General features: G+C 70.8%; 19 protein-coding genes and 2 tRNA genes. 13 read left to right on the top strand and 8 right to left on the bottom strand.

Annotated elements, in window-relative coordinates:
- Nucleotides 1-150: 150 nt before the first annotated feature.
- From NR792_RS13530 to gltX, 4 genes are all read right to left on the bottom strand, one after another.
- Nucleotides 151-222, bottom strand: a tRNA-Glu gene (locus NR792_RS13530).
- An 81-nt stretch (nucleotides 223-303) separates the two neighbouring features.
- Nucleotides 304-374: transfer RNA gene (locus NR792_RS13525), tRNA-Gln, on the bottom strand.
- Between the two features lie 66 nt (nucleotides 375-440).
- Complete coding sequence (locus tag NR792_RS13520; RefSeq protein WP_375760454.1) at nucleotides 441-851, bottom strand: hypothetical protein; 411 nt, start codon at nucleotides 849-851, stop codon at nucleotides 441-443.
- Nucleotides 852-897: 46 nt separating this feature from the next.
- The gene (gltX, locus tag NR792_RS13515; protein WP_375760453.1) at nucleotides 898-2,349 is read right to left on the bottom strand and encodes a glutamate--tRNA ligase; all 1,452 of its coding nucleotides are present in this window, start codon (nucleotides 2,347-2,349) and stop codon (nucleotides 898-900) included.
- Nucleotides 2,350-2,437: 88 nt separating this feature from the next.
- Here gltX and NR792_RS13510 point away from each other — a divergent pair, with 88 nt between their 5' ends.
- The 4 genes from NR792_RS13510 to NR792_RS13495 are packed head-to-tail and all read left to right on the top strand — an operon-like array spanning nucleotide 2,438 to nucleotide 5,621.
- A complete protein-coding gene (locus NR792_RS13510) occupies nucleotides 2,438-3,019 on the top strand; it encodes a hypothetical protein (protein WP_375760452.1) in 582 nt (193 codons plus the stop codon).
- Nucleotides 3,019-3,930 (top strand): myxosortase-dependent metalloprotease, MXAN_2677/MXAN_2678 family, encoded by a 912-nt coding sequence (locus NR792_RS13505; protein ID WP_375760451.1) that lies wholly within the window; start codon nucleotides 3,019-3,021, stop codon nucleotides 3,928-3,930. The genes NR792_RS13510 and NR792_RS13505 overlap by 1 nt, the downstream gene beginning before the upstream one ends.
- On the top strand, nucleotides 3,927-4,892 hold the full coding sequence (locus NR792_RS13500) for a myxosortase-dependent metalloprotease, MXAN_2677/MXAN_2678 family (RefSeq protein ID WP_375760450.1): 966 nt from the start codon (nucleotides 3,927-3,929) through the stop codon (nucleotides 4,890-4,892). Before NR792_RS13505 ends, NR792_RS13500 begins: the two co-directional genes overlap by 4 nt.
- Nucleotides 4,893-4,901: 9 nt before the next feature.
- Nucleotides 4,902-5,621: an HAD family hydrolase gene (locus NR792_RS13495; protein ID WP_375760449.1), complete on the top strand. Its 720-nt coding sequence runs from the start codon at nucleotides 4,902-4,904 to the stop codon at nucleotides 5,619-5,621.
- 34 nt (nucleotides 5,622-5,655) lie between these two features.
- Here NR792_RS13495 and NR792_RS13490 read toward each other — a convergent pair whose 3' ends face one another.
- On the bottom strand, nucleotides 5,656-7,716 hold the full coding sequence (locus NR792_RS13490; RefSeq protein ID WP_375760448.1) for a TonB family protein: 2,061 nt from the start codon (nucleotides 7,714-7,716) through the stop codon (nucleotides 5,656-5,658).
- A gap of 251 nt (nucleotides 7,717-7,967) precedes the next feature.
- On the opposite strand from NR792_RS13490, the gene NR792_RS13485 reads away from it, so the two are divergent.
- The 6 genes from NR792_RS13485 to NR792_RS13460 are packed head-to-tail and all read left to right on the top strand — an operon-like array spanning nucleotide 7,968 to nucleotide 15,249.
- Nucleotides 7,968-8,531, top strand: a complete 564-nt coding sequence (locus NR792_RS13485) for a chemotaxis protein CheW (protein WP_375760447.1) — start codon at nucleotides 7,968-7,970, stop codon at nucleotides 8,529-8,531.
- A complete protein-coding gene (locus NR792_RS13480; protein WP_375760446.1) occupies nucleotides 8,528-10,039 on the top strand; it encodes a CheR family methyltransferase in 1,512 nt (503 codons plus the stop codon). The genes NR792_RS13485 and NR792_RS13480 overlap by 4 nt, the downstream gene beginning before the upstream one ends.
- 60 nt (nucleotides 10,040-10,099) lie before the next feature.
- Complete coding sequence (locus NR792_RS13475; RefSeq protein WP_375760445.1) at nucleotides 10,100-11,686, top strand: methyl-accepting chemotaxis protein; 1,587 nt, start codon at nucleotides 10,100-10,102, stop codon at nucleotides 11,684-11,686.
- A complete protein-coding gene (locus NR792_RS13470) occupies nucleotides 11,683-12,096 on the top strand; it encodes a two-component system response regulator (protein WP_120526595.1) in 414 nt (137 codons plus the stop codon). Before NR792_RS13475 ends, NR792_RS13470 begins: the two co-directional genes overlap by 4 nt.
- 11 nt (nucleotides 12,097-12,107) lie before the next feature.
- Entirely contained in the window at nucleotides 12,108-12,689 is a 582-nt protein-coding gene (locus tag NR792_RS13465) for a chemotaxis protein CheW (protein WP_375760444.1), read from the top strand.
- Between the two features lie 16 nt (nucleotides 12,690-12,705).
- On the top strand, nucleotides 12,706-15,249 hold the full coding sequence (locus tag NR792_RS13460; protein ID WP_375760443.1) for a response regulator: 2,544 nt from the start codon (nucleotides 12,706-12,708) through the stop codon (nucleotides 15,247-15,249).
- Nucleotides 15,250-15,340: 91 nt separating this feature from the next.
- On the opposite strand, the gene NR792_RS13455 is transcribed toward NR792_RS13460, so the two are convergent.
- The gene (locus NR792_RS13455) at nucleotides 15,341-15,547 is read right to left on the bottom strand and encodes a hypothetical protein (protein ID WP_375760442.1); all 207 of its coding nucleotides are present in this window, start codon (nucleotides 15,545-15,547) and stop codon (nucleotides 15,341-15,343) included.
- Nucleotides 15,544-15,942, bottom strand: a complete 399-nt coding sequence (locus NR792_RS13450; RefSeq protein WP_375760441.1) for a hypothetical protein — start codon at nucleotides 15,940-15,942, stop codon at nucleotides 15,544-15,546. Before NR792_RS13450 ends, NR792_RS13455 begins: the two co-directional genes overlap by 4 nt.
- Here NR792_RS13450 and NR792_RS13445 point away from each other — a divergent pair.
- A complete protein-coding gene (locus NR792_RS13445; protein WP_375760440.1) occupies nucleotides 15,905-16,243 on the top strand; it encodes a hypothetical protein in 339 nt (112 codons plus the stop codon). The two genes, NR792_RS13450 and NR792_RS13445, sit on opposite strands and share 38 nt — an antisense overlap.
- A 64-nt stretch (nucleotides 16,244-16,307) precedes the next feature.
- Here NR792_RS13445 and NR792_RS13440 read toward each other — a convergent pair whose 3' ends face one another.
- Nucleotides 16,308-17,258, bottom strand: coding sequence for a histidine kinase dimerization/phospho-acceptor domain-containing protein (locus tag NR792_RS13440; RefSeq protein WP_375760439.1), 951 nt, complete (start codon nucleotides 17,256-17,258; stop codon nucleotides 16,308-16,310).
- A 280-nt stretch (nucleotides 17,259-17,538) separates the two neighbouring features.
- Here NR792_RS13440 and NR792_RS13435 point away from each other — a divergent pair, with 280 nt between their 5' ends.
- Nucleotides 17,539-19,614, top strand: a complete 2,076-nt coding sequence (locus NR792_RS13435) for an alginate lyase family protein (protein WP_375760438.1) — start codon at nucleotides 17,539-17,541, stop codon at nucleotides 19,612-19,614.
- Nucleotides 19,615-19,686: 72 nt separating this feature from the next.
- Entirely contained in the window at nucleotides 19,687-21,006 is a 1,320-nt protein-coding gene (locus NR792_RS13430; protein WP_375761614.1) for a nucleotide sugar dehydrogenase, read from the top strand.
- The last annotated feature ends 28 nt before the right edge of the window (nucleotides 21,007-21,034 follow it).

The following is a 21,034-nucleotide window of genomic DNA, read 5'->3' as shown; positions in this document are numbered from 1 at the left end:
GGGAGGGAGCGCCCGCGCTTCCGGGCCGCGTCCAGGGGCACGGGCGCGGCCACCACCGGAGGCAGGGGGCGGAAGGGCAGGGCCCGGCGCCAGAGCAAGGCCCGCAAAGCGAAACGCCCACCTTCGTTTCCGAAGGTGGGCGTCTCAGTGTGACCCTGCCGGGATTCGAACCCGAGTTTGAGCCGTGAGAGGGCTCCGTCCTAACCACTAGACGACAGGGCCGGCTTGCTTCCCTACAACCGCTTCGTTTCTGCTGCTGCTTCCTACATTCTCCGTTCTGACCAGTCAACCGGAGATTTTCAGCTGGGGAACTAGGATTCGAACCTAGATAAGCAGAGTCAGAGTCTGCTGTCCTGCCGTTAGACGATTCCCCAAGGCGCTGCGTGCCGCGGCTGCGTGTTGCGGGCGCTTCTACTACCGACTTCTGCTGCTGACTTCAACTACTTCGTTTTCCTGACCGGCTTGCCTTCGTTCTTCTTCGCCGGCTTCGCCGCCCCCTGCAGCGGGACGACATAGATGCGAACCTCGTCGTTCGCTTCGTAAATATTCAGCCCCTCGAAGTTCTTCCCGGAGGGGTTGGAGATGTGCACGGCCTTGACGCCCGGCTGGTTGACGACTGACCGCCTCGGGTAGCTCGAGGTCGGGTAGACGTTCTTGTAGTAGTCGAGCGTCGCCTCGAAGTCGCGCGAAGCCCGGTACCGGTTCTCGCCCACCTTCTGGGCACCATCCGGAATCTGGGCGCCGTTCACCAGCTCGGCGCCAGAGGCCGTTGCCCAGAGGGCGAGCAGCACCGCCCCGAGCGGGCGCGCCTTATAGAAATGCGGTCTCAGGCTGTCAAGCGGTCGCGTCATCGCCGGCCAAGATAGGGCCCGGCGATGCCCGCGTCCACCGCCAATCTCACGTCCCGCGAGCCAGCGCCGCGTCGATGCGCTGGAGGGCTTCCTCGCGCCCCACGAGCAGCAGCGTCTCACCGATGCCGGGGCTGGTGGTGTTGCCGGTGATGGCGACGCGCAGGGGCTGGGCCACCTTGCCCATGCCCACCTGGGCGGCCTCGCTCACCGTCTTCACCACGCCGTCCAGCGGCTCCACCGTCCACGCGGGCAGGGCGGCCAGCTTCTCGCGGGCCTGGCGCAGCAGGTGGAGCGAGTCCCCGCTCAGGTGCTTGGCGGCGGCCTTCTCATCCAGGGTGACGCCGCTCTTGAAGTAGATGGACGCGGTGTTCGCCATCTCGTCCAGGGTGCGCGAGCGCTCGCGCAGCGCGAGCACCAGCGGCTCCAGACGAGAATCGCCCTTCGCCTGGAAGCCGCGGGCCTCCAGGAAGGGGACCAGCCGCTCCGCGACCACGGCCGGGGGCAAGAGCTTGAACCACTGCTGGTTGAGCCACTGGAGCTTCTCCGGGTTCCACACGCCGGACGTGCTGCCCACGCCGTCGAAGTCGAACCACTCCACCATCTGCTCGCGGGTGATGACCTCGTCGTTGCCGTGGCTCCAGCCCAGGCGGATGACGAAGTTGAGCAGCGCCTCCGGCATGATGCCCGTGCGCTTGTGCAGCATCACGTCCGCTTCCGGGTGCTTGCGCTTGGAGAGCTTCTCCCGGTCCGGCCCCAGGATGAGCGGCAGGTGCGCGAAGGCCGGCGGCGTCCAGCCCAGGGCCTGGTAGAGCATCAGCTGCGGGAACGTGGAGTTGACGTGCTCCTGGCCGCGCGCCACCAGGTCGATCTCCATCAGGTGGTCGTCGATGACGCAGCCGTAGTTGTAGAGGGGGATGCCGTCCGCGCGCATCATCACCCAGTCATCCAGGTCCGAGTACGCCTTGGTGATGGTGCCCAGCACCTTGTCGTCGAACGACACGGTGCCTTCACCCGCGGGCATGCGGAAGCGGATGACGGCGTCCTGCAGCGTCTTGCCCGGGGGCGGCGCCTTCAGGTCGTGGCAGGTGCCCTCGTACTTGTAGGAGCCCTGGCCCTTCTGCTTCTCCACGGCCTCGCGGCGCTGGGTGATCTCCTCGCGGGTGCAGTAGCACCGGAAGGCCTTGCCTTCCGCGATGAGCTGGTCCGCGTGCTTGCGGTACGTGTCCAGGCGCTGCGTCTGGAAATAGGGACCGTACTTCGGGTCCTCCTTGCCGGGGCCTTCATCCCAGTCCAGGCCCAGCCAGTTCAGTCCATCCAGGATGGCCTTCACGGACTCCGGCGTGGAGCGCTCCTGGTCCGTATCTTCCATGCGCAGGACGAAGGTGCCGCCGTAGCGCTTCGCGTAGAGGTAGTTGAAGAGCGCCGTCCGGGCGCCTCCGATGTGGAGGTATCCAGTAGGTGACGGAGCGAAGCGGACGCGGGGTTTTGACGGAGCCATGAGCAGGCGCGCGATAGCAGGACGGGTGCACGAGGGTCAACGCAAGCCGCCCGCTTGGGGTTAGGCTGCGCGGGCAAGGAGACTTTCCATGTCGATTCGACACGCGGTTCGCACGGTGGTGCTGGCCACCCTGCTCGGAGGGCTGCCGGTGGGGGCCACCACGATGCTGCGGGCGGACCTGCCCCAGATGGCACAGACGTCGGACACGGTGGTGCAGGGCGTCGTCCGGCGCGTGCAGAGCCGCTGGAGTGGGGACAAGCACCGCATCGTCACCGATGTGGAGATTCAAGTGACGGAGGCCCTCAAGGGGCAGCCCGGCGGCACGGTGCTCGTCACCCAGCCGGGGGGCCGGGTGGGGGACATCGGCCAGGTCGTGAGCGGCCTGGCGTCCTTCTCCGAAGGGGAAGAGGTCGTCGTCTTCCTGGAGAAGCGCGGCGCGTCCGCGTTCCAGCTCTCCGGCATGGCGCAGGGCAAGTACCAGGTGCAGCGCGCCGGCCCGGGCGCGATGGCGGTCCCGGCGTCCACCGGGGACGCGGTGCTGATTGATCCGAAGACGCGCCAGGAGACGGTGTCCAACGCGAAGCCGGTGACGCTGGAGGAGCTGAAGGCGTCCGTGCGCGCGGCGGTCCAGGCGCAGCAGGCGGCGCCCGCGAAGAAGGGGACGAAGTGATGGGCGCGCTCGCGTCGTGGGTGGTGCTGGCGGCGGTGATGGGACAGAGCTCCGCGCCGTACGTGCGCAGCCGGGTGTCCCCCGGGGACGAGACCACGCAGTGCCTGTACTGGACGCAGTCGCGCGTCAACTGGCAGCAGAGCTCCGTGGGCAACCCGAAGGTGACGAACCACACGGAGTTCGACGCCATCACCCGCTCGTTCCAGAGCTGGCAGGACGTCTTCAGCAGCTGCGGCAACCTGTCGCTGGTGGAGGGCCCGCGCGTGGACTCCCGGACGGTGGGCTACAACCGCTCCGGCGACAACATCAACCTCATCCTCTTCCGGGGCCGCGCCTGCCGCGACGTCGTGGACGCCAACAACGCCTGCTTCACCCAGGACACGTGCGCGAACACGTACGACTGCTGGGATGACAGCGACGGCACCATCGCCATCACGCTCACCACGTACGACGAGCGCACGGGCATCGTCTACGACTCGGACATCTCCTTCAACGCCGCGCGCTTCAACTTCACCACCGGCAACGGCGGGCCGTGCGGCATCGTGGCGACGCCGGACTGCGTGGACACGGACGTGCAGAACACGGCCACCCACGAGGTGGGCCACCTCGTCGGCCTGGACCACACGCTGGCGACGGGCTCCACGATGAACCCCAGCGCGCCGCCGGGGGAGACGTCCAAGCGCAACATCGACTCCGGTTCGCGCAACTTCGTGTGCGTCGCGTACCCCAAGGGCAGCGCCAGCCAGCCCTGCTTCCCGGTGCCGGGCGGGAACGGCAATGGGAACGGGGATGGGGACGGCGACGGAGATGGCGACGGGGATGGCTGCACCGCGGCGACGGGCGGGCTGGCCGCGCTGCCGCTGCTGGCCGCCGCCTCGCTGCTGCTTCGCCGCCGGCGGGGTGCGCGGTGAGCTGTCGCCTGCTGCTCCTGGGAGTGCTGCTGTGCGCGGGAGCAGCGGGCGCGCAGCAGGACTACAAGCGCACGCTCGTGCCGGGCCGGCCGCTGTGCCTGGTGTGGCCGGGGCGTGACTACGTCTACCACCTGGACGCGGCCGGCAGCACGCGCACGCCCGGGGACACGGAGATCGCCGCCATCGAGGCGGCCTTCGACGGGTGGCGGGCGCTGTCCGCGACGTGCAGCGACTTCCGCTTCATCCGCGGCGAGGACTGGAAGCGCTCCATCGCGGTCGGCTACGACGAGGAGCACCCCTTCGACAACTACAACGTCGTCACCTTCCGCGAGCGCAACTGCCAGGACGTCGCCCCGCCGGACGATGCGTGCTGGCAGGAGGAGACGTGCGGCAACGTCTACCAGTGCTGGGCGCACGGGGGCGCCACCATCGGGCTCACCACGTCCTCGTTCAGCTTCAAGGACGGCTCCGTCGTGGACTCGGACATCGAGCTCAACGCGGCGGAGACGGACTACGGCCCCAGCTTCCTGTTCACCACCGTGAACGGGCCGCCGTGCTCGGCCGCCCCGTCCACCGACTGCGTCGCCACGGACGTGCAGAACACGATGACGCACGAGATTGGCCACGTCGTCGGGTTGGACCACGTCTTCTCCGCGGGCTCCACCATGGAGGCCACCGCCTCGCAGGGTGAGACGTCCAAGCGGGTCATCGACGCGGGCTCCGCGGCCGGCTTCTGCTCCGCCTATCCGCGCGGCCTGCCGCCCACCCAGTGCCGCATCCCGGAGGACCCGGGCCTGAAGCTCGTGGCGGACGGGAAGGGCACCGGCTGCGGCGCTTCCGCCGGAGGGCCGGGCCTGGCCGCCGTGCTGCTCTGGGGCGTGGCGCTGATCCGCAGGGGCAGGCGTCCAGCGGCCCCGCCGGCCGGCCCCCCTGGCGCTGCCCCGGGCGGGACGCGCGGTTAGAATGTGGCCGTGGCCGTCGCCTTCTTCGACCTGGACAGGACGCTGCTCGCCGCCAACTCCGCGTCGCTCTGGGTGCGCCGCGAGCTGGCCCTGGGCCACATCTCCCGCTGGGAGGCCCTGCGCGCCAGCCTGCTGCTGGCCCGCTACCACCTGGGCTTCGTGGCCATGCAGGACGTGCTCCTGCGCGCCACGGCCCTGCTCACCGGCTCCGACGCGAAGGACCTGGAGGCGCGCTCCGCGGACTTCTACGCGGAGGCCGTGCGCGGCCAGTACCGCCCCGGGGCCCTGGCCGCGCTGGAGGCCCACCGCGAGGCGGGGGACCGGCTGGTGCTGCTGACGTCGTCCTCGGGCTACCTGTCCGACCTGGTGGCGCGCGAGCTGCGCCTGGACGGCGTGCTGTGCAACCGCTTCGAGGTGGACGCCGCGGGGCTGCACACCGGGCGCACGCTGGGGGAGGTCTGCTTCGGCGTGGGCAAGCGGTCCTACGCGGAGGCCACAGCGAGGGAGGCCGGAGTGCCGCTGTCCGCGTGCGCCTTCTACACGGACTCGTACTCGGACCTGCCGGTGCTGGAGGTGGTGGGGCGCCCGGTGGTGGTGAACCCGGACCACCGGCTGCGCCGGGAAGCCCGGCGGCGGGGCTGGCCGGTGGTGGACTGGGGCGTGCCTCCTGGAGGCGCCACCCCGTCCGTCCCACCGTCGCCGCCGCTCGTGCCCTCCACCGGCCCCTGAGGGGCACGGAGGAGGGACGTCACGCGCTTCTTCTTCAGCGGCGCGGGGACACGAGCCGCATGGTGAAGGTGTAGTCCACGTTCACCGGACGGCCCTGGTACTGGATGGGCTTGTAGACGCGGGACTGGAGCGAGTCGAGCACCGCCTTCTCCATGTGCTGCACCATCTTCAGGACGCGGCAGTTCTCCACGCGGCCCTTGTTGGTGATGGTGCAGCGCACCGCCACGAGCCCCTCCGCCTTGATGGCGAGCGCCTCGCGCGTGTAGGCGATGTCGCGGCCCTCCTCCAGCAGCGTCGGCCGGTCCATGGCGTCGTTGAAGGGGATGACGGCGTTCGGGTTGACGGGCGCGAGCGCGCCGGTCGTCAGCGACGGCACCGCGAGGCTGCCGGCCGCGCTCACGGGGGCGGCGGCCGACGAGCCCAGCGCGCCCAGCGCCTTGTCCGTCGTCGTGGCGGGGACCACCGCGGCGGCGGTGGTCGGGTTCGCCTGCATCATCACCGGCGCCGCCAGTCCGCCCGGCGTCGCCGGGGCGACGTTCTCGAAGTCCTCGGGGGTGGAGGCGCTGGCCAGGTCCACGCGGCTCGGGCGCTCACCGCCGCCCCGGCGCTTGGTCAGCTTCTGGGAGAGCACCACCTCGCCGGAGCCGCCCGTGATGAGGGTCTCCGTCTGGTAGCCCTCCAGCGCGAACGTCAGCTCCGCGGTGATGCTGCCCTCGTTGCCCAGCGGCAGCTCCATCACGAAGGGCGTCACGCCCTTCTCCTTGCCCTTGTAGTAGACGCGCGCGCCGGACGGCTGGCTCATCAGCCGGAAGCGCACCTTGCCCGGCGCGGGCGGCGACGTGGGGGCTTCCGCCACCGGCGCCGTCGGGGTGGGCGCCGTGGCCTGGGCCGCCGGCTGCGCGGCCTTCTCCTCCGGGCTGCCGCGCAGGAAGAACAGCGTGATGCCCACGAGCCCCGCCACCATCACGCCGCCCAGGGCGCCCATCATGAGCGTGCGCTGGCGGGCGCGCTGCACGTCCGGCGGCACGTCCACGCTGATGTCCACCGCGAGCCCGCCGTCCGCGGGCTCCGCGTTGCCCACGTTGGCGAACAGCGGGGACGCGTAGGGGCCCGTCGTCGGCGGAGAGGGGTAGGGCCCCGTGGTCGTCGCGCCGCCCAGCCGGCGGAACACGCCGCTGTTGCCGCCCGCGGCCATGTGCGCCTCGCGCAGGCCCTCCAGCAATTCGTCCATCGTCTGGAAGCGCCGCGCCGGATCCTTCTCCATGCAGCGGCGCACCACCATCTCGATCTCTGGCGGCACCGCGAGGTCCGGGCGCACGGCCTGGAAGGTGGGGGGCGGCTCCTTGTAGTGGGCGAAGATGAGCTCGATGTGGTCGCGCGCGATGAAGGGCGGCCGGCCCATCAGCATCTGGAACAGCATGATGCCCAGCGAGTACACGTCGCTCCGGGCGTCCGCCACGTTGCGCGCCTGCTCCGGCGCCATGTACTGCGGCGAGCCCAGGAACGTGCCGTTCTGGGTGATTTCGGGGCTGACCGGCCCGTCCTGCTGCGGCGCCACGGACTTCACGAGGCCGAAGTCCAGGACCTTCACCAGGTCCTGATCCGCCTCGTTGAGGATCATGATGTTCGCGGGCTTCAGGTCGCGGTGGATGATGCCCAGCGCGTGCGCCTCGCGCAGCGAGCGGCACACCTGCTGCGCCACCGACACCGCGCGCGCCCAGGGCAGCGGGCCCGCCTGGCCCAGCACCTGCTGGAGCGTGCGCCCCTCCAGGTACTCCATCGCGATGTAGTAGATGCCGTCGTCCGTCTGCCCGTAGTCGATGACGGTGACGGTGTTGGGGTGCCGCAGCTTCGACGTCAGCGACGCCTCGCGCAGGAAGCGCTTCTGGAAGCCGGGGTCGCGGCTGCTCGGGAAGTTGGGGTTGAGCACCTTGAGCGCGACGACGCGCTCCAGGGGGGCCTGGAGGGCACGGTACACCTTGCCCATTCCACCGACGCCCAGGGGCTCCAGAATGCTGAAGCGGCCGTTCAACGTCCGGCCGATGAGCGGATCCGTTCCCGGGGCCTCAGGGCTCGGGGAATCGCTCTTGATCATTCGTGTCCCCTAGAAGCGGCGTGAAGCATGGTTTCTCCGGCAAAAGCAGCGCACCCTCATCCAAGCACAACTCGCCGGTGTGGCGCACGCCGAGGGGGTCCGGAATCCACCACGTCGGGGCAACCACGACCCGCGGTCGCAGGGGGGGATGTGAGTCGTGACCTTCGGGCAAGCCCGCATTGCTTTGGACCGCGCTCCCGGATTACGGTTTTTCTTCCTGCCTGCCATGCGGCGGGCGGAGTTCATCTTCGATGGCTGAAACCCCCAGAGTCCCCGTTCCCCCCCAGGTGCGCCGGGTCTCCGTGCAACAGCGCCTGAGCGCGCTGGAGGCGGAGCAGAACCAGCTGCGCCAGGAGCTCGTCTCGTTGCAGGGCGAGGTGCGCCTGCCCGGTCTCTACCTGACCGTGGAGGCAGGCAACACGACCGCGCTCGTGCCCGCCAAGCAGGTGCAGGAGGTGGTGCGGCTGGTGGCATTGGATCCGCTGCCCGGCGCGCCGGTGCACGTGTCCGGCTCCTTCGTCTACCGCGGCAGCCCGGCGGTGGTGGTGGACGTGGCGCGCCTGATGGGCGTGAAGCGCACGCCGGATCTGGACTCGCTGCTGGTGGTGGTGGACGCGGGCCGCATGGTGGCGCTGCTGGTGGACCGGGTGAAGGACCTGGTGGAGACGCCGGTGCTGGTGGACGGCACGCCGGGCGGCGAGGAGAAGATGCCCTGGGACGGCACCGGGCTGATGGCCGGGCTGTGCCGCACGCCGGAGGGGCTGCGTCCGCTGCTCCGCACGAGCGCGCTCCTGAACGGCACGGAGGGCCTGTGAGCGACGGGCTTCTCGACGACGCAACGCTCGCGAAGGTCGAGGAGGTGCTCCAGAGCGCCTGCGGCCTGACGCTCGCGAGCAGCCTGCGCCGCTCGTTGGAGCCCGCGCTGGCCCGCGCCGCGCTGGCGCGCAACCTGTCCGGAGCGGCCTTCCTGCGCCAGCTGCTGATGCGCGAGCCGACGTCGGTGGAGGCGTTCATCGAGCACGCCGTCATCGGCGAGACCTACTTCTTCCGCCACCCGGAGCACCTGCGCGCGCTGGTGGCGCGGGCCCGGCTGCACCAGGGCGCCCCGTTCCACGTCTGGAGCGCGGGCTGCGCGAGCGGCGAGGAGCCCTACAGCATCGCCATGGCGCTGATGGCCGCGGGGCTGGGGAACGGCGGGCGCTTCCGCGTGCTGGCGACGGACGTGTCCGGCCGGGCCCTGCAGCGCGCGAAGGCCGGGGTGTACAGCCCCTGGTCGCTCAGGCGCATCGAGCCGGAGCTGGAGAAGCGCTTCCTCGCGACGCAGCCCAGCGCATCCGGACAGGACGTGCAGCACACCGTCGCCCAGGAGGTCGTGCGCACGGTGGACTTCCGCCGCCACAACCTGGCCACGGACGCCGTGCCGTCCATGGGCTTCCACGCCATCTTCTGCCGCAACGTCCTCATCTACTTCACGCCGGAACTGGTGCGCGCGGTGCTGAGCCGGCTGGTGGGCGCGCTCGCGCCGGGCGGGCTGCTCTTCGTGTCGCCCGCGGAGGTGCCGCTCACCAACGGGATGGGGCTGGAGACGCTGGACGTGGACGGCACCCCCGTCCTGCGCGTGCCCCTGGATCCGTGGGTCGCCGGCGAGTCCGCGGCCGCGTCCCCGCGCCAGGACACGCCGGGGGCCTTCTCCGCCGCCGCGCTCCGCCGCGAGACGCCGGTGCCGGGCAGCCTGCGGCTGGAGCCCCGCCGTTCCACTCCGGTGCCGGGCAGCCTGCGGGTGGAGCCCCTCCGTCCCACGCCCGCGCCCATGCCGGCCTACGTGGCGCGGACGCCCCGGCCGGCTCCGGCTCCAGCCCCGGCTCCGGAGGCGCCTCGGGCTTTGGCCCCCACGCCCGCCGCGCGCGCGGCCCAGGACGCGGGCCTGCTGACGCGGGCGCTGGAGGCGGCGCACGCGGGCCACTTCGAGGAAGCGGAGGCCCTGGCGCGCGAGGCGGCCCGGGCGCTGTCCCCGGAGGCGTACCTGCTGCTGGCGATGGTGGCCGAGTCGCGCAACGACCTGTACGCGGCGGTGGAGGCGGTGCGCAAGGCGCTGTACCTGGAGCCGCAGCTGGCGCTGGGACATGCGACGCTGGTGGCGCTCTACAGCCGCCTGGACCGGCGTGAGGATGCGGAGCGGGCGCGGCAGAACGCGCTGCGCGCGCTGGATGGATTGGATGACGAGCACCCGCTGCGAGGCGTGGAGACGACGATGACGGCGGGGGGCTTGCGGCAGGCGCTGGCTCCCCGTCCTTCGCAGATGGGCTGGCAGGGCGCGCGCTGACCCCTTGGGGCGCGCCGGTACACGTGAGGTGGGGACAACGTGGAAGCGAAAGGTTTGAAGATGGCGTCGCCTCAAGGGGCGGATTCGACCAGGCTCAGCCTGCGGACGAAGATCCTCGGGGGCACGGGCATCTTCGGCATCGTGCTGGTCGGCATCCTGACCTTCGCGTTCTGGATGCAGATGAGCGACGGCCTGCTGGATGAGCTGACCAAGCGCGCGCGCGCGGTGGGCATCGGCATGGCGTTCGCCGTGGCCCCGTCCGCGGCGGCGGGCGACGCGGCCATGCTCCAGGCGGGTGCCGACGTGGCCCTCAAGAGCGTCCCGGACATCGCGTACATCGTCATCCGCGACCCGAGCGGCAAGGTGCTGGCGCGCTCCGCGCACGAGCACTTCGCGACCGCCGCCGCCGTGGAGCCCGCGGACGGCGACGGCGTGGTGGACCGCCTCCTCACCTCGGGCACGCTGCCCGTGGTGGAGACGACGGCGCCCATCCTCTTCGGCCCGCCGGGCGGCACGCCCAAGCGCGTGGGCACCGTGCAGCTGGCGCTGGACCGCGAGGCGCTGGCGGAGTCGCTGTCCTCCAGCACCTGGCGCACCGCCGGCCTGGGCCTGCTGGTGCTGGTGCTGGGCCTGCTGGCGGCGGCCGGCATGGCCAGCCTCTTCATTGTCCCGCTGGAGCGGCTGGCCCGCGCGGCGGTGGGCATCGCGGCGGGGGACCTGCGCCAGCAGATCGACACCACCGGCACGGACGAGATTGGCGAACTGGCGCGCAGCTTCGCCACCATGGCGGACGCGCTGGTGCACCTGCTGCACGACCTGCGCGGCGCGGCCACGGACCTGGAGCACGAGGCGGCGGGCGTGCTGGCCACGTCCACGCAGCAGTCCGCGATGGCGCACCAGCAGGCGTCCGCCATCAACGAGACGAGCACCACGGTGGCGGAGATCGCCCAGACCTCCAAGCAGGCGACCTCCTACGCGGACGCGGTCATCGCGCAGACGCAGAAGTCGGAGTCGCTGAGCGCGCAGGGCCAGAAGGTCGTCACGGAGAGCGTGGAGGGCATGGAGAAGCTGGGGGAACAGGTGAAGGCCATTGCCCTGGCCATCACCGACCTGAACGAGCGCACGCTGCAGATCAGCGACATCATCGGGCAGGTGAAGGACGTGGCCGAGCAGTCCAACCTGCTGGCCCTCAACGCCTCCATCGAGGCGGCGAAGGCGGGCGAGCACGGCCGCGGCTTCGCGGTGGTGGCCACGGAGATGCGCACGCTGGCGGAGCAGTCCCGCATGGCGGCCGACCAGGTGCGCGTGCTCCTGGGGGAGGTGCAGAAGGGCACTCGCGTGGCCGTCACGACCACGGACGAGGGCAGCCGGCGCGCCCAGGCGGCGATGGAGCTTGCGCGCGGCGCGGGTTCCACCATCCTGGGCCTGTCGGAGGTCATCCGCGAGTCGTCGGGGGCGGCGCGGCAGATCGCGGGCAACACGCGGCAGCAGACCATTGGCGTGGAGCAGATCGCCACGGCGATGGGCGAATTGACGTCCGCCATGAGTGATTCGGTGGAGGGCACCCGGCGGATTGAACAGGTGGCCGGCAACCTCTCCATCTTGTCGAAGCGCTTCTCTGAACTTGTAGGCAGGTACCAGCTATGAACAGCAACGTGACGGGTGGGGCACGCAAGGCAGCGAAGGTGCTGATCGTGGAGGACACGAAGACCATCACCAACCTCCTGCAGGTCTACCTGATGGGGTGGGGGCTGGACTTCATGGACGCGCCCAACGGCGCGGTGGGACTCAAGCGGGCGCGCGAGCAGAAGCCGGACCTCATCATCTCCGACGTGCAGATGCCGGAGATGGACGGCTTCGCGCTGTGCGCGGCCATCCGGGCGGACTCGAAGCTGCACGACACGCCCTTCATGCTGCTCACGTCGCTGAAGGATGACGCGAGCCGGCAGAAGGGGAAGCTGGTCGGCGCGAGCGCCTTCCTCAACAAGCCGGTGTCCGTGGACGACCTGCGCTCCAAGGTGCGGGACATCCTCAAGCTGCCGGCCACGAAGTACTGACACGCCCGCCCATGGCCAACGAAGACCGCAAGCTGCTGCCCATCGACTTCGACGAGCTGAAGGCCTCGCTCGACGCGGCCCAGATGCTGCTGGAAGGCGCCACGGTGGTGAGCGCCCACCGGCGGCGCGAGGTGCTGCACCAGCGCGCGGTGGCGCTGGCGAACTCGCGCCACGAGGTGCGCCAGGAGGTCGTCACGGTGCTCGCCTTCCAGGTGGGCGGCGAGCGCTACGCGGTGAAGATCGACTTCGTGGACCACGTGCTGGAGTCGCGCGGGATGTGCTCGCTGCCCGGGGCGCCGCGCCACGTGCTGGGAGCGCTCCTGTCGCGCTCGCGCATCGTGCCGGTGCTGGACCTGCGGCAGCTGTTGGGGCTGGAGGGCGGGGGCATGTCCGACCTGAGCAAGGTCGTGGTGGTGGAAGTGGAGGACGAAGCGTTCGGGCTGGCGGCGGAGGTCGTGGACGGACGGCTGGAGTTGCCGCGCGCGGAGCTGTCCCAGCCGCCGCCGGGCCCGTTCCTGTTCCTGACGCCGGACCGGCTCACGGTGCTGGACCTCACACAGCTGGGCAACCCGGCGGCCGCACGGCGCGGCTAGAGGGGACTGAGGCTTCATGGATCCGCAGTTGCTGCGCAGCATCTGGCCGGTGTTCGCCGCGGAGACGCGCGAGCAGATTCAGGCCATCGGGTCGAAGGTGCTGGGGCTGGAGCAGCCGGCCAGCGCTCGCGAGCCGGACCTGCTGCCGTCGCTCAAGCGCGTGGTGCACAGCCTCAAGGGCTCCGCGGCGAGCCTGGGGCTGGACGACATCGAACGCATCGTCCACGCCATCGAGGACGGGCTGTCCCACGTGGACGTGGACCAGCCCATCTCCCGGGGCTCCGTGGAGGCGATGCTGCGGGGCCTGTCCGCCATCGAGAACGCCCTCAACCGAGGCGACGCGGGTGAACAGCCCGTGGTGGAGGGCGTGTCCGCGCTGCTCAAGGCCCTGGGCCATGAGGACACGGCCGCTCCCACCTCCGACGAAGCCGCAAGCGCGGGCCCGCTGGGCGAGGACGGGCTGAAGGCGCTGGTCGCGCTGGAGGCGGCGCTGAGCCAGCTGGTGTCCCCCAAGGTGGAGGACCGGGCGGGCGCGGTGCGCGCGGCGGTGGACCAGGCGCACGCCCTGCGCCACAGCGCGGAGGCCGTCCAGGCGGACCAGGTGGCGGCGCTGGCGGAGGCCGCGGCGCTGGGCTTCACGCGCATGGAGGAGGGCGGGGACGCGGCGGGACAGGCGGCGTCGGAGGTGGCGGGCGCGCTGGTGGACCTGCGCATGGCGCTGGGCGTGGTGGAGGACGCCGGGGCGGTCCGGGAGGCCGAGCCCGTGAAGCCGGCTCCGGCCCCCGCCGCGAAGCCCGCGGCGCGCGCGACGGCCGCGCCCGAGGGCCGAAGCGGCACGGTGGACCGCGCGGTGCGCGTGTCGGTGAAGACGCTGGACTCGCTGGCGCTCCAGGTGGAGCACCTGGTGTCCGGGCGGTCGCAGCAGGGCCGGCGCACGGAGGGCTTCCGCTCGCTGACGGATCAGGCGCACGAAGTGCTGCTGCACCTGGAGCGCGCCGCGTCGCAGCTGGCCATGGCCGGCGGCGGGCCCGCGCTGGAGCCGCTGCGCACGGGCGTGGGCCTGATGCGCACGATGCAGAAGCGCCTCTTGGAGCACGCGAAGGAGGCGCACCGCGACGGCGAGCAGCAGTCGCTGGTGGCGCAGGTCATCCGCGACGACCTGCGCGACCTGCGCATGGTGCCGGCCTCGCAGGTGCTGGAGCCCCTGCGGCGCACGGTGCGCGAGACGGCGTCCCGGCTGGGCAAGGAGGTGACGCTGGAGCTGGGCGGCACCGACGTGCGGCTGGACCGGCGCATCGTGGACGCGCTGAAGGACCCGCTGGTGCACCTGGTGCGCAACGCCATCGACCACGGGCTGGAGATGCCCGCGGCGCGCAAGGCGGCGGGCAAGCCGGAGACGGGGCGGCTGTCGGTGCGGGTGGAGGCGCGGGGCACGCGCATCGGCGTCATCGTGGAGGATGACGGCGCGGGCCTGGACCCCGTGCGCGTGCGCGCGACGGCGGTGCGCCGGGGCCTGATGAACCAGGAGGCCGCGGACAAGCTGTCGGACACGCAGGCCGCGCGGCTCATCTTCCAGCCGGGCTTCTCCACGCGGGACGAGGTCACGTCCACGTCGGGGCGTGGCGTAGGGCTGGACGTGGTGCTGGCCACCGCGCAGCGGCTGCAGGGCAGCGCGGACGTGGAGTACACGCCGGGCAAGGGCACGCGCTTCATCGTGGACCTGCCGCTGACGCTGGCGGCGGCGCTGGGCCTGCTGGTGCGCACCGGCACTGCCGTCACCGCCATTCCCTCCGACACCGTGAAGCGCGTGCTGCGCCTGGACGCGGACGACGTGGGCACGGTGGCGGGGCGCGTGGTGGCGCGGCTGGACGGCGAGCAGCTCACGTTCCTGTCGCTCGCGGAGGCCATCGGGCTGCCGCGCATGCCGCTCGCGCTGGAGTCGGGCCGGCGGCAGACCGCGGTGCTGCTGTCCCTGGGCGAGGAGCGCGTGCTGTACGCCATCGACGAGGTGGTGGGGCAGCAGGAGCTGGTGGTCCGCTCGCTGGGCAAGCACCTGCGGGACGTCACGCACCTGGCCGGCGCGGCGGTGCTGGACGACGGCCGCGTGGTGCCGGTGCTCAACGCGCCGGAGCTCTTGCGCGCGGCCAAGCCGGACACGCGCGCGGCCGTGGGCGAATCCAAGATGCCGCGCATTTTGGTATGCGACGACTCGCTCACCACGCGCTTCGCGATGAAGTCCCTGCTGGAGATCGCCGGCTACCCGGTGGTGACGGCGTCGGACGGCGAGGAGGCGTGGCAGGTGCTGGAGCGCGTGCACTGCCACCTGGTGGTCAGCGACTGGCAGATGCCCCGGCTGGACGGCGTGGGCCTGGCGCGGCGGATCAAGGGCCACCCCATGTTCCGGCGCACGCCCATCATCCTGGTCACGTCGCTGGACAGCAACGAGGACCGCGCGGCCGGCCTGGAGGCGGGCGCGGACGGCTACCTGGTCAAGCGCGAGGTGGAGCGCGGCAAGCTCCTGGAGCTCGTGCGTCAGCTGCTGCCCAGCTCCGCGGCCTGACGCGGGGCAGGGTGGTCTGAAACGACGACGCCCCGTCCTTCGCCTGGAGCGAGGGACAGGGCGTCTTTTCGTTCCAGCGGGGATGCGCTCTTCAGCGCGGGCGGACCCACGCCTTGGGCCAGTCGTCGAACTCGGTGACCTCCTGGTCGTCGACGAGCAGCGTGTACATGGACTCCTCGGGGAAGTCGCCGATGCGCAGGCGCAGCTCCTTGCCCTCCGCCTTGGTGCGCAGCGGGTGGAGCGGGTCCGACGTCTTCACCCATTCCAGCTTCTGCTTCAGCAGTTGATCAGCGGTCATAGCTTTGCCTGCGGCTTGGCGTAGATGTTGTCCACGGCCTGGTTGGTGCGCTGCGAGCTGTTGATGATCTTGTCGTACGCCTGCGCCTCGCTCAAGCCACTCTTCTTGGCCTCACCGACGAGCTGGTCGAACGAGGGGCCGTCCAGCCGGCCGTACTTGAAGAAGTCGCGCGCCTTGAGCATCGCGGATTCAAACGTGCCCATGAACTGACGCGCGTCCACGCGGGCCTTGTGGCGGATTTCATGGGCCGCCTTCGCGCGGTCCTCCAGCGACGCGCCCTGCGCCTTGAGCTTCGCGTCGTTCGCGGGGATGCCGGCGATCTGCTGCTTGTACCAGGCGCGGATCTCGCTGTTCGTCGTGGGCTTCTTCGCGCCGCTCGCCTGCGCGTTGTTCACGCTCGCCGCGCCTTCCGGATTGCGCGGGCGGGTGCGCGACGGGCTGCCGGTGGACACGTCGCTCGGCGGCCGCTGGGCCGTCGGCGGCGCCGAGTTCGACCGGCCAGGCTTCGTCGGCGTCGCGGACGACGTCGTCGTGTTGGGCTTCGAATCCACGGAGTTACGGCGCGGCGGCGGCGTGCTGGGCAGCGCTGACTCGGACTTCGTGGAGCGCACGCTCGAGCTTCGGTTGAGCTTCATGGGGGAGACCTTCGGGGGCAGGAAGGAAAACCGCTTTCCCTTTTATCGCATCGATGGGTAGGCGAGTTGCGACCTCTGCCTACCTTTCGCGCGCCATCCCGACGTCTCCTGCTTTCTCATACCCCTTAGCGGTGGGCGGGTACGGGAAAGGCGTCATCCCCTGGTAGCACGAGGGTGATGTCCAGCCGGGGCTCCACGGCCACGCTCAGCGTGCCCCCCAGGCGTCCCACGAGCTGCCGCAGCACGGCCTCGCTGCGGGCCGTCAGGGCCGCGCCAGGGCAGGCCTGGACGCGCAGGAGCCAGTGGGGGGCCTCCAGGGCCGGGCCCAGGTGGACGTCCACGGCCACGGCGCCCGTGGTGCCCTTGGCCAGGGTGCGCGCCAGCAGCTCCCAGTCCGCCCGGGCGCCCCGCACCGGGACGGTGCGCTCCCCGGGCAGCGTCAGCGTGGGGGCGGCGCGTCCCCTCCCCTTCACGGGCGCGAAGGCGCGCTCCAGCACGGGGCGCAGGTCGTCCAGGCCCGGCACGGACGGCGCCAGGCGCCGGTCGATGAGGTCCTTCTGATCCGCGGCGACCTTGGCGATCCGCTCCAGGTAGCGCTGCGCCTGCGCGCCCAGCGGTCCCCCGGTGCCCTTGATCATCATGTCCACGTAGCCCTTGATGACCATGAGAGGCGTGCGCAGGTCGTGCGCCGCGCGCGAGCGCCGCTTGTCCTGCGCCGCCACGGTGCGCTCCAGGCGCTGCTTCGCTTCCAGCAGCCGGGCCTGCCGCGCGCCCTGGGCCACCTCGCGCGCGTGAGCGGCGAGCAGCGCCGGGGCGAACGCGCTGAAGCGCGCCACCACGCTCCGCTGCGACGTCGTCAGCGGCGCGGGCCAGAGCTCCAACACGGAGGGCCGCTTCGCTGCATCCGCGCGACGGGCGGGGACGTTCCCCACCTTCATCACGCACACGCGTCCTTCATAGAGGGCCGCGCCGGTCGCGCCGGTCAGCCGCAAGGACGCCTTCAGCAGAGCCTCCAGGCCCGCGCGCGTTCCTCCGCGCAGCGCCTGCTCGGCCACCGCCGTCAGCGTCGTTTCCATCCTGGCATCGAGGTCGTCCTCGATGCGCCGCCCCATCCAAGCCCCAGCCCGCACGCGCCAAGGAATGGCCATGCCTCCATGGAGGCGCAACGGCTCCAACGTGGAGCACTTCCTTTCCACGTCAGGCAGCAATCCTTTACCCACCGTGATCGGGTCGAGCGGACATTTTTACCGCCGTACGGGCAGGTGCCTCGCGCCAACCCCTTGCTCTCACTGGGAAAAGGTTTTGGCCAGCCGCTTGCTATCACCTGCCCACGTCAGGCTGGGCGGGAAGGGGCGGATGGGTACTCTCGATTACTACGCGACGATGGCTCGGATGGCGCCTGGGGCGCTCGCGAAGAGCGCGGTCCGCCGGGTCCAGGGCGTCGCTCGCAAGGCGCTCTACAGCCGCCGCGAGCAGATTGACGAGGCGCAACTGCTGGAGTCCTTCGGCGCCACCCGCGCCGAGGACCTGGTCACGCTGGCGCTGGATCACCGCACCTCGCGGGCCTGGTGCGAGCTGTCGCAGCGCGAGTCCGCTCGCGCCGCCATCGAGAAGCTTCCGGGCGCGAAGGCGCGCACGCTGGAGCGCGCCGCGCGGGCGCTCCGTCAGGAGTGGGACGTCTTCGGCACGCCGGTGTCCTTCGGTGAAGGCAAGCCGGTGGACTGGTCCCTGGAGCCGGTGAGCGGCCGGCACTATCCGGTGGACCCCGTGGAGCGCATGCCGCTGCACGTGACGGGCATGGATCCGAAGTACCCGTGGGTGCTGGGCCGGCTGGACAGCGTGGTGACCCTGGCCCAGGGCGCGTGGGTGGCGGACACCGAAGCGGAGCGCTCGCGCTTCGCCACGGCCTTCGTGTCGCAGACGCTGGACTTCCTGCAGGCGAACCCCGTGGGCATGGGCGTCCACTGGACCTGCGCCATGGAGATTTCCTTGCGCGCGGCGAACCTGGCGCAGGCGCTGGCGATGTTCGCGGACCGGCCGGAGGTGCGCCGTCCGGAGTTCCTGGTGCCCGTGCTGGGCGCGCTCGCGGAGCACTGCGCTTGGGTGGAGGCCCACCTGGAGGACACCAGCGCGGTGCCCAACAACCACCTGGTCTCCAACTACGTGGGGCTGGCGGTGGTGGGGCTGCTCTTCCCGGAGCTGCCCGGCGCGCCCCGCCAGGTGGCGCTCGCGGCCAACGGCCTGCGCACGCAGATGGAGGCGCAGGTCCATCCCGAGGGCACGTCCTTCGAGGGCTCCATTCCCTACCACCGCCTGTCGGTGGAGCTGTTCACGCTGGCCTTCCTCATCGCTCGCGGCGCGGGCGTGTCGCTGGGGCCCGCGTACGAAGCGCGTCTGCGATTGATGTTCGTCGCGGCCCGCGCCTGGTCCTCGGAGTCTGGCCTGGCGCCGCAGATTGGCGACAACGACAGCGGCCGCGTGTTCCCGTTCCAGGACCGTGAGGACGGCGACCATGGCTACCTCGCGGGGCTGGGCGCGGCGCTCTTCAACGACGCGGGGCTGGGCGGCGGCGTGTTCCCGGACGAGGCGGCGTGGCTCCTGGGCAACGCGGGCCTCGTGCGCTTCAACGCGCTGCCCGCGGCCGCCGCGCCCACGTCGGTAAGCTTTGCGGAAGGTGGCTTCCACATCTTGCGCGGTGAAGGTGTCGTGCTCACCGTCTCGGCCGGAAAGCAGGGGCAGCGGGGCGTCGGAGGACACAGCCACAACGACAAGCTTTCCTTCGAGCTTCACCTCGATGGCCGTCCCGTCATCGTCGACCCCGGCACGGGTTCGTACACGCGGGATCCGGCGCTGCGCAACGCGATGCGGAGCACCGCGGCGCACAACACGCTTCAGGTGGATGGGGCCGAGCAGGCCCCGATGGATCCGGCGCGGCTCTTCGCGCTGCCGGAGGATGCCCGGGCTCGCGTCGTGGCCTTCCAGCCCGGCGCGAAGCATGACCGGCTGGTGGTGCGCCACGACGGCTACCGCCACCTGCCGGCTCCGGTAGGGATTGAGAGGACCTTCTTCCTCGACCGGCACGTGCGTGCGCTGGCCGTGGGGGACCGGCTCGTCGGAACGGGCCGTCACGAGGTGGTCGGACGTTTGCATCTGCCCGATGGGCAGGCGCGGTGGTGCGAGCCCGCGGCGGAAGTGGTGGCGCGGGCGGGGCGCGTGCAGGAGGGGCCGGAGGCCTTCGATGCGCGGGCCCTGGAGATTGGACCGGCGGAGGCGCCCGTGGGTTGGGTGCTCTTCGGGCGGGGGTTGGAGACCTCGCTCGTGCCGTCCTGCTACTCGCCCGGGTACGGGCGCGTGGTGCCGGCGGTGTCGGTGGAGTTCCGGAGGCAGCTGACGCCTCCGGCATGGTTGGGGTGGGTGTTCGTCTTCAGGTGATTGGTGTGGGTCGGGACGTGTGAGCCGGCGAGGCCGCACGTCAACTGCTGGGGAGTAACGACAATGCGCGTGATGGTTGGCAACCCGTTGCTGGGTCGGATTCAGAATCGGGAAGCGAAGGTGGGCGTGGTGGGTCTCGGGTACGTCGGTCTTCCGCTGGGCATGGCCTTCGCGGAAGCGGGCTTCCCGGTCACGGGGCTGGACGTCGACCAGCGCAAGATCGACAAGATCGCCAAGGGTGAGAGCTACATCAAGCACATCCCCAGCGCGCCGCTGGCGGAGCTCACCAACGCCGGCAAGCTCAAGGCGACCAACGACTTCGCCAAGGCCCGCGAGCTGGACTGCGTGGTCATCTGCGTGCCCACGCCGCTGACCGCGTCGCGTGAGCCGGACATGACCTTCATCATCCAGACGGGCGAGGCCCTGGCGCCGTACGTGCGCCCCGGCCAGCTCTTCATCCTGGAGTCCACCACCTACCCGGGCACCACGGAGGAAGTCCTCAAGCCGCTGCTGGAGAAGAACGGCCTCAAGGCGGGCGTGGACTTCTTCCTGGCCTTCAGCCCCGAGCGCGAGGACCCGGGCAACAAGGGCTTCAACACCAAGACGATTCCGAAGGTCGTCGGCGGCTACTCGCCCGCGTGCCTCGAGGTGGCGGTCGCCCTCTATGGCAGCGCGCTGAAGGAAGTCGTGCCGGTGTCCTCCACGCGCGTGGCGGAGCTGGCCAAGCTGCTGGAGAACATCTACCGCTGCGTGAACATCGCCATGGTCAACGAGATGAAGATGCTCTGCGACCGCATGAACGTGGACGTGTGGGAGGTCATCCAGGCCGCCAGCACCAAGCCCTTCGGCTTCCAGCCGTTCTACCCGGGCCCCGGCCTGGGCGGGCACTGCATCCCCATCGACCCGTTCTACCTGACGTGGAAGGCTCGCGAGTTCGAGTTCCACACCAAGTTCATCGAGCTGGCCGGTGAGGTGAACTGGCAGATGCCCTACTACGTGGTGCAGCGCACGATGGAGGCGCTCAACCAGAACAAGAAGGTCCTCAACGGCGCGAAGGTCCTCTGCATCGGCGCGGCGTACAAGAAGGACATCGACGACCACCGTGAGTCCCCGTCGCTGCGCGTGATGACGCTCCTCAAGGAGAAGGGCGCGGAGATCGCCTACCACGACCCGTTCGTGAAGGAGCTGCACAAGGGCCACGGCTTCAACATGGAGATGAAGTCCGTCCCGCTCGACCCGGAGACGCTCAACCAGTACGACGCGGTGATGATCCTCACGGACCACTCGCACATCGACTACAACGAGCTGGTCCAGCGCTCGAACATCGTCGTCGACACGCGCAACGCGACCAAGGCCGTCACCCAGGGCCGCGAGAAGATCGTCAAGGCGTAAGCCTGTAGCCACCAGGGCATGCGGGCAG

Origin of the sequence: Corallococcus exercitus, from assembly GCF_042231735.1 — a bacterium.
In the GTDB taxonomy this organism is placed as follows: Bacteria; Myxococcota; Myxococcia; order Myxococcales; family Myxococcaceae; genus Corallococcus; species Corallococcus exercitus_B.
The sequence above is the reverse complement of the archived record's forward strand: the minus strand, read 5'-3'. Positions and strand labels throughout refer to the sequence as shown.

Coding starts and splice junctions, on each gene's coding strand:
- NR792_RS13520 (WP_375760454.1), bottom strand. CDS start 851: ATGACGCGACCGCTTGACAGCCTGAGACCGCATTTCTATAAGGCGCGC.
- gltX (WP_375760453.1), bottom strand. CDS start 2,349: ATGGCTCCGTCAAAACCCCGCGTCCGCTTCGCTCCGTCACCTACTGGA.
- NR792_RS13510 (WP_375760452.1), top strand. CDS start 2,438: ATGTCGATTCGACACGCGGTTCGCACGGTGGTGCTGGCCACCCTGCTC.
- NR792_RS13505 (WP_375760451.1), top strand. CDS start 3,019: ATGGGCGCGCTCGCGTCGTGGGTGGTGCTGGCGGCGGTGATGGGACAG.
- NR792_RS13490 (WP_375760448.1), bottom strand. CDS start 7,716: ATGATCAAGAGCGATTCCCCGAGCCCTGAGGCCCCGGGAACGGATCCG.
- NR792_RS13485 (WP_375760447.1), top strand. CDS start 7,968: ATGGCTGAAACCCCCAGAGTCCCCGTTCCCCCCCAGGTGCGCCGGGTC.
- NR792_RS13475 (WP_375760445.1), top strand. CDS start 10,100: ATGGCGTCGCCTCAAGGGGCGGATTCGACCAGGCTCAGCCTGCGGACG.
- NR792_RS13470 (WP_120526595.1), top strand. CDS start 11,683: ATGAACAGCAACGTGACGGGTGGGGCACGCAAGGCAGCGAAGGTGCTG.
- NR792_RS13465 (WP_375760444.1), top strand. CDS start 12,108: ATGGCCAACGAAGACCGCAAGCTGCTGCCCATCGACTTCGACGAGCTG.
- NR792_RS13460 (WP_375760443.1), top strand. CDS start 12,706: ATGGATCCGCAGTTGCTGCGCAGCATCTGGCCGGTGTTCGCCGCGGAG.
- NR792_RS13455 (WP_375760442.1), bottom strand. CDS start 15,547: ATGACCGCTGATCAACTGCTGAAGCAGAAGCTGGAATGGGTGAAGACG.
- NR792_RS13440 (WP_375760439.1), bottom strand. CDS start 17,258: ATGGAAACGACGCTGACGGCGGTGGCCGAGCAGGCGCTGCGCGGAGGA.
- NR792_RS13435 (WP_375760438.1), top strand. CDS start 17,539: ATGGGTACTCTCGATTACTACGCGACGATGGCTCGGATGGCGCCTGGG.
- NR792_RS13430 (WP_375761614.1), top strand. CDS start 19,687: ATGGTTGGCAACCCGTTGCTGGGTCGGATTCAGAATCGGGAAGCGAAG.